Here is a 16197-nt window from a genome sequence, read left to right as displayed (position 1 = left end):
ACTCTTCGCAAATTAACTTTGTGTTATTCAACAAGTGCCAACACCCTGCAAGGGCTTCCTGAACCACCAACGATGGGAAGCGGCGCTATCATGATCACTGCACCTGTTGGCGGTAACTTTGCTAGGTTCTTCAACTGAGTCAGGCCATATTTTCCCGCCCCATGAAAGTACCAGTGTACGGGGTAAGGTTGTTCAAATTTTCCGGCTTGACCTGCGTCGGTTCCAACAGTCTCCACCCCGATACCTATAATTGGTGTTTGCTCAGCCAACCATTTTGCACAAGCTTCACTTACCCCTGGGGTATGACCATGATTAAGAAAAGTATCAGCATCTGAGTCTCGACTGTCCCAACCTGAGCGGAATAGCAACCAACCACCTTCAGGTAAAGGTCCATGGACTTCGCACCATTGATCGACATGTTCACGTTCGAGTAAAAAATCTGGGGCTGTTACTTGATCAGATACATCAATTACAGCGGCAGGCGCAACCAAGTGCCTAGGAGGTACACTTGAGACATCGATAGAATCTTTGCCTGACCGCCAATGAACAGGGGCATCAAAATGAGTCCCTGTATGCTCGGACATCTGGATATTATTCCAATAAACTTCTTTGCCTTTTTCGTCATAACGGCTTATTTTTTCCAACTTAAAAGGCCAAGGTTGCCCTCGTTCAGGCGGCAAACGAATCACAGGTGTTTCCGTTGACAACGGCGCTGTAAGGTCAAGTACCTCAACTTTCCCCTGCATGAACTTCGCATAGATTGAAGATGTCATAGTATTAAGATTTCCTTATTCTCATTATGGGCTTAATAGACAGGGGTTGAATATTCAGATGTCCAATTCGACATCACCTCGTCTTCATAAGCAACCTGAAGCTTACGGGTCACCAAACCAGGACGCCCGTCCCCAATAGACTTTCGGTCAACACTAATCACAGGAACGATTTCAGCGAGAGTGCCACAGGTAAAAACTTCATCAGCCAAATACAACTCGGTACGATCAATTTCTCTTCGTTCACATTCAACCGAAAGCTTATCCTTCGCTAGTCTTATAATGCTGTCTACCGTAATCCCTTCAAGTACGCCTGCTGAACCTGGCGGCGTGATCAGTCGGTTATTTTTGACCATCATGATGCAAGATCCAGGGCCTTCAGCCACAGTGCCTCTGTGATTTAGAAAAAACGCAGTATCAAAACCATTTCGCATCGCCTCATGCTGGGCTAAGCGGCTATTATGGTAATTTGCTCCTGTTTTAATCCTCGGTGGCATTGAATCGTCACTGATTCGTCTCCAAGTTGAAAACGAAGCCGTCATCCCTGTGTCATAACGCGCAGACCTTGGCATAGGTAATGCTGTAATATGCATACCAGTGTCTTCGGTATAAATAAGTGGGTCGAAGTTTTTCCCCATCGCAAAATAAGGAGCGATAACCAGATGCACATGTTGCTTAAAGTTGTTTTTTCGTACTAGGTCGATGCAAGCTTCAACAATCTCTTGATCTGTGAAAGTGACAGGCATGTCAACACACTTCATGGAATCGCGCAGGCGCTTGATATGCTCTCGTATCCGATACATATACATTTGCTTATCCGTTTTATTCCAATAGACTCGCACACCTTCAAAAACATTTGCGCCCCAAAAAGCTCCCTGCGTTCTAGCATGTAAGGTACACTTTTCCCAAGGCACGCATTCACCATTTAGCCATGCGAATTCTGGCGTATTGTGGGTAGACGACATAAGTTAATCTCCGTTTATGATGCTTCACGCTGAAACGTTAAGGAATCAGTACCACTGACTTTTTCCAGGATTAAACTAAGAGACGGTGCGTTATCAAGCAGGTAATGCCCTGCTAAATGGCCATCAGGACGGATAACAAACAATGAATCTTGTTTTTCTGTCAGGGTTTCAAAAAACAGAATATCGTCGTAAGTAACACTGATAAGTCTCTCGTCCACTTTTGGCGAGAAATATCCTTTTGGTACAGCAGCAACCAAACTAAAATCCAAACCATTATAGGTGTGGCTTTGCTTATTTAAATACTGCTTCACCTTATTTGGGTCTGCGCAAAAAAGACAAACAAACCCTTTCCCGAACAACTTACGTAAGCGGCTTTTTTCTCCGTCGATATAAACCACTACATCCGGAGAGAACGCACCGACATAGGGTGTCCGATGGTTATAATCAATCAAACTAGAAGATTCGTAGGTAAAAGGTTCTGTCATTTTCCCGTGATTCACTTGCTTACGAAGCGGTTTCCAGACTTCTGAAATTCGCAGCACGGTGTCACGCCAGATTTGCTTCAAAGGTGTTGGCGGGACCATGAACTGTATCGTGGCTTCCGTCAGTCTCAAATTCTCTTTCGCTGCAAGGAACCTTTCCTCATGATAAGTATCCAACAATTCATCCCCTGCGCTTCCTCTAATTACTAGCGCCAATTTCCATGCTAGGTTGTCTGCGTCTTGAATCCCGCTGTTCATGCCGCGAGAGCCATAAGGTGGAAATGAGTGAGCCGCATCACCAGCAAAAAACAGTCGATTGAGTCTGAACTTCTCCACAACTCGCTGGTTAAAACGATAGGTACTGATCCAGTCAATCTGATACGGAATATCACCGATGACAGACTTGATACGCTTGTCTAGTTGGCCATTTTTCTTTTCAGCTTCAATATCCGCATCTGGAGGCAATTGCCAGTCAATACGCCATATATTGTCGGGCTGAGGATGCATCACCAACTGACGGCCTGGATTAAACTGAGGATCAAAATGAAAGTGACGTTCTTTGGTTAAAGCAATATTTGCTTTAATATCAGTAACTAAAAAACGATCTTGGTGAGTGTATCCGGTAAAGTTAACCCCTGTCAGATCGCGTAACGTGCTTCTAACTCCATCGCAGGCAATTACATAATCAAATTCTAGGGTCTCCGTTTCGGTACAGTGTTTTACCTCTAGCTTAACCTTGTCCTGTTGTTGTGAATAACCAACGACTTCACTTGACCACCTGAGTTCACATAGGGGATTAGCTTCCAACAGCTTAACGAGCTCTTGCTCTATACGGTATTGGGAAATATTGACAAATTCACCATAACCGGGGCGTTCGGGGTATTCTTGGGTGATCCTCTCAACATTTCGAATATAGGTGTGCGCTATCCGCCAATGAATCCCTTCTTTTGCAATCTGTTCTCCACACCCGACTTTATCAAGTACTTCTAGCGCATCGCCGTGGATCAGGCAGGCTTTAGAACCTTTTCGAAGCAGATAATGGGCTTTATCCATCACGATGCTCGTAATACCGAATGAAGCCAGTCGAGCTGATAAAATCAGGCCAACTGGACCTGCACCAATAATAGCAATCTTGGTTTTATTTGAACTATTCATCTTAGTAATCTACTCATCAAGCTGGGTTTCAAAAACAGGGATGTCTTTGACAAAAGCCAAATAAGGAGTGCCTTCCGTGTAACCAGTACCCGAGCCCTCACCCAACATCTTCATCGCAAGACCATAATGGGTTTGCTTCCAACGTTTCAGCGTCGTAGCAAAACTTTTCATGGCTTGTTTGACCTCATCAAAGTCGTTGCTATTGAAACGACCACTCTGTTGCGCTTGACTCAATGCAAGGTCTAAGTTATTTGGCCGCACCAACAGTTTTTCTTGAACTTCAGGGACAGAGCCGTAAGCAATAGAGTTCAACCGATCCTCATCCGGTTGTCTGCATAGTGATTCAATACGCTTGTAGTTTCTTGATTGGATCGCACTTGCGCCTTCAGTATATGCACGAAACACCTTAAAGGATTCTGCACGCATAGAAGACAGTAAATGGAAAAAACCGATGGCTTCTTTAATTTTTTTCTCGCAACTTTCGACCAAAATACTTGTCTGGCTAGGCGAATCAATGCAAGCTTCAATTGTCGCCCTCAAACCAACTGCAATCCAAGAGAAAGTGTATTCGAACGTTTGTAAGACCCGAATGAACATATATTCGTCGTGAATGAGATAGACGGGTAAATTAGTTGTCATCAGCATTTGCTCATCGTTGTGTGTTTTCCTTTGCTCTACTGCGGCAATAAAATGTTTTGCTGATTCGATAACATATTCCGATGAAATATAGGACAACTTAGCCCGTTGTGCGTATGGAGTCACCGCTTTTAGAGCCATAGCACAACGTTTTTCAACTAAAGTACGTTCTGGTAACTGATGTCTAAAATTTTCCTCTGTTTCTAACCCGCCAAGTTCAAATTTGAGTAGATCCGCCGTAAGCAGTAACGTCATACGGTCAATGTGGGATTGCGCTTCTGCGTATGCTTTAATCTCTGTCTGGTCATCAGGCATGTTTAACAATTCAAGCGCTAGATAAGAGCGGTAGTCATAAGTACCGTCGTATTTATCCAACAAGACATTCAAAAAACGTGTGACTTGCTCGATTTCCTCACTGTTTAATTTTGCGCACTCTTTTCTAGTAATATTCAACAGCTCGAGAAAATATTCAGGAACGAAATGTTTACCTGTCTTATGATACATGCGAACAACATCCTGATATGGGAAGGTTGCTTTATTTTCCTTGGTAAACCGCAATATGGTGTGAATGCTAAGATTAATAGCGATTGTTTCTGAATCACTGTAATCACAAAGCAAACTAGTAAATCTTGGATGCTCAAGTTCTAATATATCCAGCACTGTAAAACTTTCCTTTTATTATAATTTATTGAAATAATTAACTTATATTCACCATATTTGGGTTTTGAAGTACGCGCAAATCAATCTACATGTTTGAACAACTTCGTCTGCCGTATTAAAGTGATGAAACGCAAGTCTGAGCATCTCACCTCGCGGGCTTGTAATTATCTTGTGCTGTTTTAAGTACGTGTCCAATGCAGAAACATTTGGAACAAGCAAAGCAATATGCGCCGAAAATAATGTTCCGGGGACCTTTACGATTGTCACGTCGCCTTTTTCCAAAATGTCGATAGCAAGTTCAACTAATGTCTGAATATGCAGCCGACCTTGCTCAAAATCTAAAGTCAAAAGTGCAGTTAAGGCGCTACTTGCCGCATAAAGCGCGGGCACAGCAGGAGTTCCGGTTTCAAATCGTTTGGCGCAATCGGGGAAATCCACCAACGATGGGTTAAAAGCAAATGGCTCTTTACGTCCTTGCCATCCAGTCAGCCCCAGTGCAACGGTGTTACGAATGCCATCTTTTACATAAAGGAATGCAATACCTGGCAAACCTAACATGTACTTCATGCTGCCGCAGATCAGGTAATCACAATTCAATTCACTGACATTAATTTTTTCAACACCTAGCCCTTGGTATGCATCGACTAATATTGGAACTCGTGATTGATTAGCGAGTTCTGTTATTAATTCGACTGGGTATCGTCTACCTGTGCGGAAACTGGCTAACGGTACTGAAACTAAACATGTATTGCTGCCCAACATTGCGCGGGTAATGGTGACAAAACTTTCGTCTGAAACCTGACTTTCTATGCAACGCGTGACGAGTCCACGACTCGCTTGTTGCAACCAAACATGGGACAGAGACGGAAATTCATCTTCCGTACAAAGAATTTGTTCTCCGGAATTGGCTACTAACGTTGAAATAACCTGATAAGCAGCTATCGTTGCGTTTGGCAAAATCGCTATTTGTGATGCATCTGCGCCTATAAACTTAGCAAACAAGCGCCTGGCCTGTTCGGTTTGCCGCTCGAAATACACCCACGCCAGCTCATTTTTTGCCATATCAACTAGCATCGTTTCCATCGCTGCATCAAGGAACTGAGAACGAGGAGAAATACTACAACTGGCAAGATGGACAAGGCCATGCAACCCGCTAAAATAATTGTCCCGAAATGCTTGAGGTGAATACATAGCGACTAGTAACTGTTGGTATTAGTCATTTCGGTACGCAATTCCCACAGTTCTGGAAAGAATTGCTTATTCATCAGCACCGTCAGTTTTTCAACCGGAGTTCCCTTGGTGCCTATCGTGTTAAGTCCGATAGTACGTACTGCGATTTTATAATGTCTGCTGCGCCATAAACTGACCATTTCATCCCAGCTCACCATTTCTTCCATTAGGAAATAAAGCGGCGACTTGTCTTCCTCGGTATAAACGCCCATCAGGTCGATACTCATAGACTTAACAATACGAATAAAAGTTTGATGGAGTTCCCGCCCAACTGATTGCAACCGCCTCCAGCCTGGAGATTCGAAGCCTGAACCGTTGCCTAATGCAGGTCTTACTTTCTGAAAGTCATACGGAGTCATGTATTTGAACATTTCGAGTTGCTTAGTAATTATCTCAATAGGATAGCTGGACCGCTTAATTAACTCGGTTGCAGCAACAAAGTCTTTCTTGGATAACTTTTTTATCGCTTCAGCCAACTCATTATTGCTCAGTTTCAGCCAAAGCTCAGTAGATTGATGAACCACCTGAAACAATAATTCATCGCGGTGGAGCATCTTTTCTGGCGTTACTTGCAAATTGAGCAGCGTAGGAATGCGCATATACTTCTCATAATCGCTATCTCCTTCACCAGACAGTACACTTGTTGAATAATCCCTATTTCCTATCACGTTCTTTCTCCTTCTCAAAAACGGATCAAAGCCAGCCTTTTATTTGCAAAATATCAGCCGTCAATGTAGTGAATTAATAATTCGAACGGGCGTCAATGTATATAAAATAGCGAGAAATCGCAACATAAAAAAACAAAAATAACAAAAACCACACAGTTAAATAACTTAATGCGTATTTCGGTGATTGTGATTGCCTGTTTCCGCTTTTTCTCTCTCTTCCTATTTTTACGCCGCTGTTTTTCAAGTTAGTTGTCGCTAAAATCGCATTTATTTTTCTATATTTTCAGAAAATCAATTAAACGCTGACTTTTGCAGCGGCTTTCTTCACGCTGGTCTGATGTTTTGCACTCGGGATGGCGATGATAAAAAAACGGGGATTAGTGTTTTTGCTGGGAGGGGGCTGTCATGGCATGCCTGTGCGGGCACGGTGGTGTATACCGACAATCGACACCCACCGGTTGTGCAAGCATTGAATTGATACGGTTTGCGACCATATATCCAGCGTCATTGTGGGCTAAATCACCTGCGCCATGATGTCATACGAACCCTGTTTTCTTATCACTACATAGGTATGTCGCTATCTTGGTCAAGAACAGGTTAATACAGGGATGGTAGCCGTTTTCTCATCAGTGTTTGCAAACTCAATAAAGCGTCTCTTTGAACCTCATTAATTCACGGCTTTCTTCATAATAAAATCAACATCATCCTTTAAAATATGCCAGGGGCTGTTGACGTTTTGAGTTCATCATTTATTCAGCCCACATCGGCAACCAGACAATAATAAATGCCAGTGCCAACATGCTGGCGTAATTCCGTTCAAATTTGTCGTATCTTGTTGCTATCGCACGAAAATGTTTGATTCTGGCAAAGGCATTTTCCCGGTAACGATATAAACATTTGTCAATTTTTTGACCTGATTTTCAGCTATTTTTGCGATAAGGGATCACCGGAACCGACTTTTGTTCTTCGATAACACTTCTCAAACGCTGACTGTCATATCCCTTATCAGCAATTACAAAATCGGATAAAGGTGACTGAGATACAAAACTTTCCGCATGAACAATATCATTGACCTGACCACCAGACAGTTCGAAATGTACAGGTAAACCGTAACTGTCTACAGCCAAATGGATTTTGGTTGAACGTCCTCCACGACTTTGACCCATTGCTTCATCCGCTTCAGAAGTCGCTCCGGCACTATGCTGATAGGCTCGAACAATACTCCCGTCCCGTCAATGAACAACCACTCTGAATCAGAATATCTAGATAGCCAATTGAACATTAAATACAAAACACCCTTTTTTGACCAAGCATTAAAACGTTGAAAGACGCTATTCCATTTTCCGAATTCGGAAGGCAGGTCGCGCCACGGAATGCCTGTTCTCATACGATAAAGAATGCCTTCAAGCGCCTGACGATGTTTTGTTTTGTGGTAAATAAATCCAGTATAGCGCATGAATGCAAATAGCTTATTCCATTGTGTATCTGTTAACATAGTTCTCAGCATGATGGTGAGGTCTGGTTATTTTTTTGCGAAAACGATTATACCAAATCATGTTGTTCAATAATTCCTCTCAAAACATCAACAGCCCCTAACAGAATGATGTCATAATCCCGCTTTCCGGAAGGGTTACCGCGATCAATCGCTGCCAGTAACCTGAGCAGATCGTCTTTTTTCCAGACAGAGAGTATTTTGGTTTGCTTGCGTGTCTGCATACAGGGAAGCGAATCAGAGAAATGTGTGGCAATTCTCTTTTCGTTATAAAGAAACCGAAGAAAACATTGGAGTCCGCAAGAACGAACTGTCCAACTCCAGCACCCAATTGACTTTCCTCTCCATAATTGCCACATTCAGCGCGTCCAGTGCATCGTGTTGCCCTCTGCCTGGTCTGAACCCATACGAGAAGCCGAGAAAATCGGTCCCGTAGATTTGATTTAAAACCGTAACAACCGCTTGCTGCACGATTTTGTCCTCCAGACACAGTATACTCAATGGCCTTTCTGTCCCGTCTTCTTTCAGGATCCTCACCTGCCTTGCCAGCTGGGGTCTGTATTGCCCACGATGAAATCTGCCGTGGAGCGCATGGAGGTTATTTTGCAGATTTTCTGCATAGTTTTCCCATGTGATACCCTCGCAGCCCGGTGCAGATTGACGTTTAAATTGCTGAAAAATCTGATATAACAGTTCTTCACTGATGTGATGAAAAAGGTGAGTAAACTGTTGTTTCCTATCCTTCTTTGCTACTTTTCGCACAGCCAGCAAGCGTAACGTCGTATTGACAAAGATGGAATTTGAAATTTTCGATGCTAAAGAACCTATTTCTAACGGGCTTTTTTAACGATCTGAGGCCACTTCACAGTGGCCTCATAGATAAATATTTCTTATCAGCGCTTACTTGCCAGCAAGTAGATCTTTCACAGCATCACCGATGTCAGCCAAGCTACGAACAGTTTTCACGCCTGCCGCTTCCAGAGCAGCAAATTTTTCGTCCGCCGTTCCTTTGCCACCCGCGATAATGGCGCCGGCATGGCCCATACGCTTGCCTTTTGGCGCAGTCACACCCGCGATGTAGGCGACAACCGGCTTAGTGACATGCTCTTTAATATAAGCCGCCGCTTCTTCTTCCGCTGTACCACCAATTTCACCAATCATTACGATGGCTTCTGTTTGCGGATCTTGCTGGAACAATTTCAGAATATCGATGAAGTTAGAACCTGGAATTGGGTCCCCGCCGATACCAACGCAGGTAGATTGCCCTAAACCTGCATCCGTCGTCTGTTTTACTGCTTCATAAGTCAGCGTGCCTGAACGGGAAACGATACCAACCTTACCCGCCCGATGAATGTGGCCCGGCATAATACCGATCTTACATTCATCTGGTGTAATGACTCCCGGACAGTTAGGGCCGATCATACGCACACCCGCTTCATCCAATTTCACTTTAACCGCCAGCATATCCAGTGTCGGAATACCTTCGGTAATAGTGATAATCAGTTTAATACCTGCGTCAATCGCTTCCAGAATAGAGTCTTTACAGAATGGCGCAGGAACATAGATAACAGAAGCCGTTGCCCCTGTTGCTTCTACCGCTTCACGAACGGTATTGAAAACAGGTAATCCCAGATGCTCAGTGCCACCCTTACCCGGCGTTACCCCGCCAACCATTTGGGTGCCGTAAGCAATCGCTTGTTCTGAGTGGAAAGTACCTTGGCTGCCAGTGAAACCCTGACAGATAACTTTGGTGTTTTTATCAATTAAAATAGACATTATTTATTTTGCCCCCACTGCTGCTACTGCTTGTTTAGCTGCATCTGTCAAGCTGGTTGCGGCAATGATATTTAAACCACTGTCAGCCAGTTTTTTCGCGCCCAGATCAGCATTGTTTCCTTCCAAACGAACAACAACCGGTACGTGAACTCCAACTTCTTCCACCGCACCAATAATACCGTCAGCAATCAGGTCACAACGAACAATACCACCAAAGATATTAACCAATACCGCTTTTACATTTTCATCTGACAGGATGATCTTAAACGCTTCTGTAACACGCTCTTTGGTTGCGCCACCACCGACATCAAGGAAGTTAGCTGGCGCCCCGCCATGCAATTTAACGATATCCATCGTTCCCATCGCCAGGCCCGCACCGTTTACCATGCAACCAATATTGCCATCCAGCGCGACATAGTTCAGTTCCCACTGTGCCGCCTGAGCTTCACGGGGATCTTCCTGAGATGGGTCATGCATTTCACGCAATTCAGCCTGACGGAACAGTGCGTTGCCATCAGCACCCAGTTTGCCATCCAGACAAATCAAATCACCTTGAGTGGTAATAACCAATGGGTTAATTTCAACCAGAGCCAGATCGCGCTCCAGGAACAGATTTGCCAACCCTAAGAAAATTTTAGTGAACTGGCTGACTTGTTTACCGGTTAAACCCAATTTAAATGCCAGTTCACGCCCCTGATAAGGCATAGGACCAATCAGCGGGTCAATAATCGCTTTATGAATCAGTTCCGGGGTCTCTTCCGCAACTTTTTCAATTTCAACACCACCTTCAGTAGAAGCCATGAACACTACACGACGTGTACCACGATCAACCACAGCACCGAGATACAGCTCCTTCGCAATATCAGTTGCCCCTTCCACTAAAATCTGACGAACAGGCTGACCTTGAGCATCTGTCTGGTAAGTAACCAGACGTTTGCCCAGCCATTGTTCAGCGAAAGCGCGAATTTCTTCTTTACTGTTAACCACTTTCACGCCGCCCGCTTTACCGCGACCGCCGGCATGAACCTGGCACTTCACCACCCAAGGGCCAGAGCCGATTTTAGATGCAGCTTCTTCTGCTTCACGCGGTGTTGTGCAGGCGTAACCAGCCGGAGCGGGTAAACCATACCGTGCAAAAAGCTGTTTTGCCTGATACTCGTGTAAATTCATGATGTTCTATCCATAATTAAGTCTGAGGAGAGCAAAAATAAGTAGGTTGCTCTCTGATTTTTTTGTTGCTTTGGATATAGCCAGTCCAAAGAAAAGACTGGCTGTACATATACATTTGTTTACTTCAGACTGGGCAGATATTAGCGCGTATCTGCCCTGATTATGTTGCTATACGTCCAGCAGCAAACGTGCAGGATCTTCCAGCATTTCTTTGATGGTCACCAGGAAGCCTACAGACTCACGTCCATCGATCAGACGGTGGTCATAAGACAGTGCCAGGTACATCATTGGAAGGATCTCCACCTGACCATTAACCGCCATTGGGCGATCTTTGATGGCATGCATGCCAAGAATCGCACTCTGTGGTGGGTTAATGATTGGCGTAGACATTAAGGAGCCGAATACACCGCCATTAGTAATGGTAAAGTTACCACCCGTCAGCTCTTCAACGGTCAATTTGCCGTCGCGGCCTTTGATAGCCAGCTCTTTAATGCGTTTTTCGAGATCAGCCATGCTCAGTGCATCGGCATCACGCAGTACTGGCGTTACCAGACCACGCGGTGTTGATACCGCAATACTGATATCGAAATAGTTGTGGTAAACCACATCAGTGCCATCAATAGAAGCATTCACTTCTGGATAGCGTTTCAGTGCTTCAACCACGGCTTTCACATAGAAAGACATAAAACCCAGACGCACACCGTGACGTTTTTCAAACGCCTCGCCGTACTGTTTACGCATGTCTTGAATGGGCTTCATGTTAACTTCGTTAAATGTTGTCAACATCGCAGTGTTGTTTTTCGCTTCCAGCAGACGTTCAGCTACGCGCTTACGCAGGCGAGTCATTGGAACACGTTTTTCACTGCGGTGCGGCAACAGAGAATCCTGGGCAGAAACAGGGGCTTCTGCGGACTTGCTAGCCACTTTTTCGTTATCAGCCATGTATTTTTCCACGTCTTCACGGACAATACGTCCACCAACACCACTGCCTTTAATCGCTTTAGCATCAAGATCATGCTCTGCAATCAAACGGCGAACCGCCGGGCTGAGCGCATCATTGCTCTCTTCTTCTAAACCCGCCGTCTGGCGTTTCGCCAAAGTCGCTTCTGTTTTCTCTTTTATTTCCGCTGGCTTGCCGGTGCTATCGCCCAGACGGATACGACCAAGAAGCTGACGGGACAGAACAGTGGCGTCTTTCTGTTCTAAAATGGCTTCTAAAACACCGGCCTCGCTGGCAGGCACTTCCAGCACAACTTTATCTGTTTCGATTTCAACCAGCACTTCATCACGTTCAACACGGTCACCCTCTTTTTTGTGCCAAACTGCCACAGTGGCATCAGCAACAGACTCAGGCAAATCCGGAACCAGAATATCTACGCTACTCATTTTATATCCTTTATTTATTCAACGTTCAGTGCGTCATTAACCAGCTCTTGTTGTTGTTGCTGGTGAACTGACGTATATCCAACTGCCGGGGAAGCAGACGCAGGACGACCTGCATAACGTAAAGAAGCCCCGAACGGGATCACTTCACGGAAGTTGTGCTGACTGCAATACCAGGCCCCCTGATTTAACGGCTCTTCCTGGCACCAGACAAAATCATGTACATGAGCATACTGTTCCAGTGTTGACTGAACATCCTGATGAGGGAATGGATATAGTTGCTCAATACGCACGATAGCGACATCAGTTTGTTCATTTTTACGACGTTGTTCCAACAGGTCGTAGTAGACTTTACCTGAACAAAGTACAACTCGTTTAACGCCTTTCGGATCAAGAGCGTCAGTTTCACCAATCACTGTCTGGAATTTACCGTTAGCCAGTTCATCCAAACCAGAAACAGCTAATGGATGGCGCAACAGTGATTTTGGCGACATCACGATCAACGGACGGCGCATACCGCGCAAAGCCTGACGGCGAAGCATATGGTAGACCTGGGCTGGCGTTGATGGTACACAAACCTGCATGTTCTGTTCTGCACACAGTTGCAGATAACGCTCCAAACGAGCGGAGGAGTGTTCAGGCCCCTGCCCTTCATAACCATGAGGCAGCAGCATAACCAAGCCGCACATACGGCCCCATTTCTGCTCACCAGAGCTGATGAATTGGTCAATAACAACCTGTGCGCCGTTGGCAAAATCACCAAACTGAGCTTCCCAGATTGTCAGAGCACGAGGTTCTGTTGTTGCGTAGCCATACTCAAATGCCAACACCGCTTCTTCGGACAGAACAGAATCCCAAACATCGAATGCTCCCTGACCGTTATGAACGTTCGCCAAAGGAACATAAACAGAACCATCAGACTGATTATGGATAACAGCATGACGATGGAAGAAGGTACCACGACCAGCATCTTCACCAGACAAACGCACCGAAACCCCTTCATCCACTAAAGTTGCGTAGGCCAATGTTTCCGCGGCGCCCCAATCGAACAATTTATCGCCGTTTGCCATCTCGGCACGGTCGTTATAAATCTTCACTACACGGGAGTGCATTGTCACTGCTTCCGGGACAGAACTGATGCGTCTACCCAGATCTTGCAAGCGCTTGATATCAACTTTATGTGGATACTCTTCATCCCATTCGTGATTTAGATAAGGTTCCCAAGTAAATGAGTGCAGCCCCATTGAGCGCCACTCATCAACGACACAATCACCACGGTCGAGGGCATCACGATACAGATTAACCATCTCGGTCACATCATCGACTGATATCAAGTTCTCAGCCGCCAGCTTGTCACCATAGATTTTACGTGGCGTTGGGTGTTTCTTGATTTTCTGATACATCATTGGCTGAGTTGCACTGGGCTCATCAGCTTCGTTATGACCATGACGGCGGTAACAGACCAGATCGATCATCACATCACGTTTGAAGGTATTACGGAAATCCAGTGCTAAACGGGTGACAAATGCCACCGCTTCCGGATCGTCTGCATTAACGTGGAAAATCGGCGCCTGTACCATTTTGATAATATCGGTACAGTATTGTGTTGAACGGGCATCTTTCGGGTTAGACGTTGTGAAACCGATCTGGTTATTGATGACAATACGAATTGTACCGCCTACCTCATAACCACGAGCCTGAGACATGTTCAGCGTTTCTTGCACCACTCCCTGACCGGTAACAGCCGCATCACCGTGGATAGTGATTGGCAACACCATATTACTGAGACCTTCATCCAGACGATCACGGCGGGCGCGTACTGAACCAATAACGACAGGACTGACAATCTCAAGGTGAGATGGGTTAAATGCTAATGCCAAATGAACCTGAGCGCCCTCGGTGGCAAAATCAGACGAGAAACCTTGATGATATTTCACGTCACCGGTACCAAGGTGCTCTTTATGTTTACCGGCAAATTCATCAAACAGATCAGCCGGTTTTTTACCTAAAATATTAACCAAGACGTTGAGGCGACCACGGTGAGCCATTCCCAGCACAACTTCTCGTGTGTCATGTTTACCGGCATGACGGATAAGATCCTTCAACATTGGGATCAGCGCATCACCACCTTCAAGAGAGAAACGTTTCGCTCCCGGAAACTTAGCTCCCAGATAACGTTCCAAACCTTCCGCTGCCGTCAGTTCCGCCAGAAAACGCCGCTTTTCTTCTACGCTAAACTGAGAGCTGACAGTAACAGATTCCAGACGCTGCTGAATCCAACGTTTTTCTTCCGTATTGGTGATGTGCATGTATTCCGCGCCAATAGAACCGCAATAGGTGCGTTTCAACGCTTCATACAAATCAGCCAATTTCATTGTCTCTTTGCCGACTGCAAAAGAACCTACGTTAAATGTTTCTTCAAAATCAGCTTCCGTCAGATTATGGAAAGCAGGATCTAAATCAGGAACACTATCCTGTTTCCATAATCCCAGCGGGTCAAGGTTCGCATTTTGATGGCCGCGGAAGCGGAATGCGTTGATGAGCTGCAAAACTTTAACTTGTTTTGCATCCATTGCTGGATCGCTGACAGAGGAGTGATAACGCGTAGTATCTTTCGCAAGACGGCGGAAGTAATCACGCGTCTGCGAGTGGAGTTGTTCACCGTTGAGTCCCGCATTCGGCAATTGTTGGAAAATCTCTCTCCAACTTGCATCAACGGAGTTTGGATCGGTTATATAGTCTTCATAGATCTGCTCTATGTAAGACTGGTTTGAACCAGCCAGGAAGCTTGAATCCAGCCAGTCCTTCATTGCGCCGTTCTGCATTGTGATCCCTTAAGCTTTAAAAGCTTTAGTTTTCGCCGTGGTTAACTATTACCGTTTAAATACGGTATCGATAAAAGGTTCATTTGGACGTGCTTTATGCATGTTCTCTTTTGGGTTTCGGAACCCTTCAAGGAACCTTTAAAAAACGCCCAACCGTTTTTAAAGGTTCCTCTCCTCAAGCTTTTGTCATCATTAGCAGTTGGCAACTCATACTCTTCAATTCTTTGTGCCCTCCACAAAAAAATTTCGCGGAGGGCGGACCTATTATGCACTATGTTTCAGTAACATAGACTTAATATGGCCAATAGCTTTTGTTGGATTCAACCCCTTAGGGCACACACTGACACAATTCATGATGCTATGGCAACGGAAAACACTAAAAGCATCATTCAACTTATCTAATCGTGAAGCCGTTTCAGTATCACGGCTGTCAATCAGGAAGCGATATGCGGCCAGTAAACCCGCAGGCCCGATAAATTTATCAGGGTTCCACCAGAATGACGGACAAGAAGTTGAACAACATGCACACAGGATACACTCGTACAGACCATCGAGTTTTTCCCTTTGTGCAGGTGATTGTAAATGTTCACGCGCCGGTGGATTTTTACCGTCATTCAGCAAATATGGGCGAATCTTCTCATATTGCGCATAGAATTGCCCCATATCTACAACCAAGTCACGGATAACCGGCAAACCTGGCAACGGACGGATAACAATTTTCTTGCTGCCACGCCGCAAAGCCGAAACAGGCGTAATACAGGCCAAGCCATTTTTACCATTCATGTTGAGGCCATCAGAACCACAAACCCCTTCACGGCAAGAACGGCGGAAAGAGAGTGTTGGGTCCTGTTCTTTAAGCTGGATTAACGCATCCAGCAACATCATGTCACGCCCTTCTTCTGCTTCCAGCGTGTAATCCTGCATACGAGGAGCGCTGTCAACATCCGGGTTGTAACGATAAATCGAAAATTCAAGTTTCATAATC

General features: G+C 45.1%; 14 protein-coding genes and 1 pseudogene. 1 reads left to right on the top strand and 14 read right to left on the bottom strand.

All coding sequences use genetic code 11. The annotated features are described in order from the left end of the window. Positions 1 to 23: 23 nt before the first annotated feature. The 6 genes from B0X70_RS07320 to B0X70_RS07295 are packed head-to-tail and all read right to left on the bottom strand — an operon-like array spanning position 24 to position 6566. Positions 24 to 746 (bottom strand): cyclase family protein, encoded by a 723-nt coding sequence (locus B0X70_RS07320; RefSeq protein WP_246593469.1) that lies wholly within the window; start codon positions 744 to 746, stop codon positions 24 to 26. Between the two features lie 59 nt (positions 747 to 805). Next, positions 806 to 1735, bottom strand: coding sequence for a branched-chain-amino-acid transaminase (ilvE, locus tag B0X70_RS07315; RefSeq protein WP_217471203.1), 930 nt, complete (start codon positions 1733 to 1735; stop codon positions 806 to 808). Between the two features lie 14 nt (positions 1736 to 1749). After that, positions 1750 to 3372 (bottom strand): FAD-dependent oxidoreductase, encoded by a 1623-nt coding sequence (locus B0X70_RS07310; RefSeq protein ID WP_046395026.1) that lies wholly within the window; start codon positions 3370 to 3372, stop codon positions 1750 to 1752. A 9-nt stretch (positions 3373 to 3381) separates the two neighbouring features. Continuing rightward, positions 3382 to 4668 carry a tryptophan 2,3-dioxygenase gene (locus tag B0X70_RS07305; RefSeq protein ID WP_052739400.1) on the bottom strand — a complete coding sequence of 429 codons (1287 nt, stop codon included), beginning with the start codon at positions 4666 to 4668 and terminating at the stop codon, positions 3382 to 3384. A gap of 48 nt (positions 4669 to 4716) precedes the next feature. Then, the gene (locus tag B0X70_RS07300) at positions 4717 to 5859 is read right to left on the bottom strand and encodes an aminotransferase class V-fold PLP-dependent enzyme (protein ID WP_046395025.1); all 1143 of its coding nucleotides are present in this window, start codon (positions 5857 to 5859) and stop codon (positions 4717 to 4719) included. Positions 5860 to 5864: 5 nt separating this feature from the next. Further along, positions 5865 to 6566 (bottom strand): tryptophan 2,3-dioxygenase family protein, encoded by a 702-nt coding sequence (locus B0X70_RS07295; protein ID WP_217471202.1) that lies wholly within the window; start codon positions 6564 to 6566, stop codon positions 5865 to 5867. Between the two features lie 337 nt (positions 6567 to 6903). Between B0X70_RS07295 and B0X70_RS07290 the strand changes: the two genes are divergently transcribed. Then, a complete protein-coding gene (locus B0X70_RS07290) occupies positions 6904 to 7044 on the top strand; it encodes a hypothetical protein (protein WP_160296998.1) in 141 nt (46 codons plus the stop codon). 271 nt (positions 7045 to 7315) lie between these two features. On the opposite strand, the pseudogene B0X70_RS07285 reads toward B0X70_RS07290, so the two are convergent. The 8 genes and pseudogenes from B0X70_RS07285 to B0X70_RS07250 all read right to left on the bottom strand — a co-directional run bounded on the left by B0X70_RS07285 (position 7316) and on the right by B0X70_RS07250 (position 16193). Then, positions 7316 to 8073: pseudogene (locus tag B0X70_RS07285) on the bottom strand (IS5 family transposase). A gap of 35 nt (positions 8074 to 8108) precedes the next feature. Further along, a complete protein-coding gene (locus B0X70_RS07280) occupies positions 8109 to 8282 on the bottom strand; it encodes a site-specific integrase (RefSeq protein ID WP_160296997.1) in 174 nt (57 codons plus the stop codon). A gap of 43 nt (positions 8283 to 8325) precedes the next feature. Continuing rightward, entirely contained in the window at positions 8326 to 8820 is a 495-nt protein-coding gene (locus tag B0X70_RS07275) for a reverse transcriptase family protein (RefSeq protein ID WP_217471201.1), read from the bottom strand. A 138-nt stretch (positions 8821 to 8958) separates the two neighbouring features. Next, positions 8959 to 9834, bottom strand: a complete 876-nt coding sequence (gene sucD, locus B0X70_RS07270; protein ID WP_040152780.1) for a succinate--CoA ligase subunit alpha — start codon at positions 9832 to 9834, stop codon at positions 8959 to 8961. Between the two features lie 3 nt (positions 9835 to 9837). Further along, positions 9838 to 11004, bottom strand: coding sequence for an ADP-forming succinate--CoA ligase subunit beta (gene sucC, locus B0X70_RS07265; protein WP_036812840.1), 1167 nt, complete (start codon positions 11002 to 11004; stop codon positions 9838 to 9840). A gap of 168 nt (positions 11005 to 11172) precedes the next feature. Then, positions 11173 to 12390 carry a 2-oxoglutarate dehydrogenase complex dihydrolipoyllysine-residue succinyltransferase gene (gene odhB / locus B0X70_RS07260; RefSeq protein ID WP_036812839.1) on the bottom strand — a complete coding sequence of 406 codons (1218 nt, stop codon included), beginning with the start codon at positions 12388 to 12390 and terminating at the stop codon, positions 11173 to 11175. 14 nt (positions 12391 to 12404) lie between these two features. Beyond that, the gene (sucA, locus tag B0X70_RS07255; RefSeq protein WP_036812837.1) at positions 12405 to 15212 is read right to left on the bottom strand and encodes a 2-oxoglutarate dehydrogenase E1 component; all 2808 of its coding nucleotides are present in this window, start codon (positions 15210 to 15212) and stop codon (positions 12405 to 12407) included. Between the two features lie 264 nt (positions 15213 to 15476). Beyond that, the gene (locus B0X70_RS07250; protein WP_036780842.1) at positions 15477 to 16193 is read right to left on the bottom strand and encodes a succinate dehydrogenase iron-sulfur subunit; all 717 of its coding nucleotides are present in this window, start codon (positions 16191 to 16193) and stop codon (positions 15477 to 15479) included. Positions 16194 to 16197 lie beyond the last annotated feature (4 nt).

This window comes from Photorhabdus akhurstii, from assembly GCF_019090985.1.
GTDB classification, from domain to species: domain Bacteria; phylum Pseudomonadota; class Gammaproteobacteria; order Enterobacterales; family Enterobacteriaceae; genus Photorhabdus; species Photorhabdus akhurstii.
Note: the sequence above shows the minus strand (reverse complement) of the source record. Positions and strands in the feature narration are given on the sequence as shown.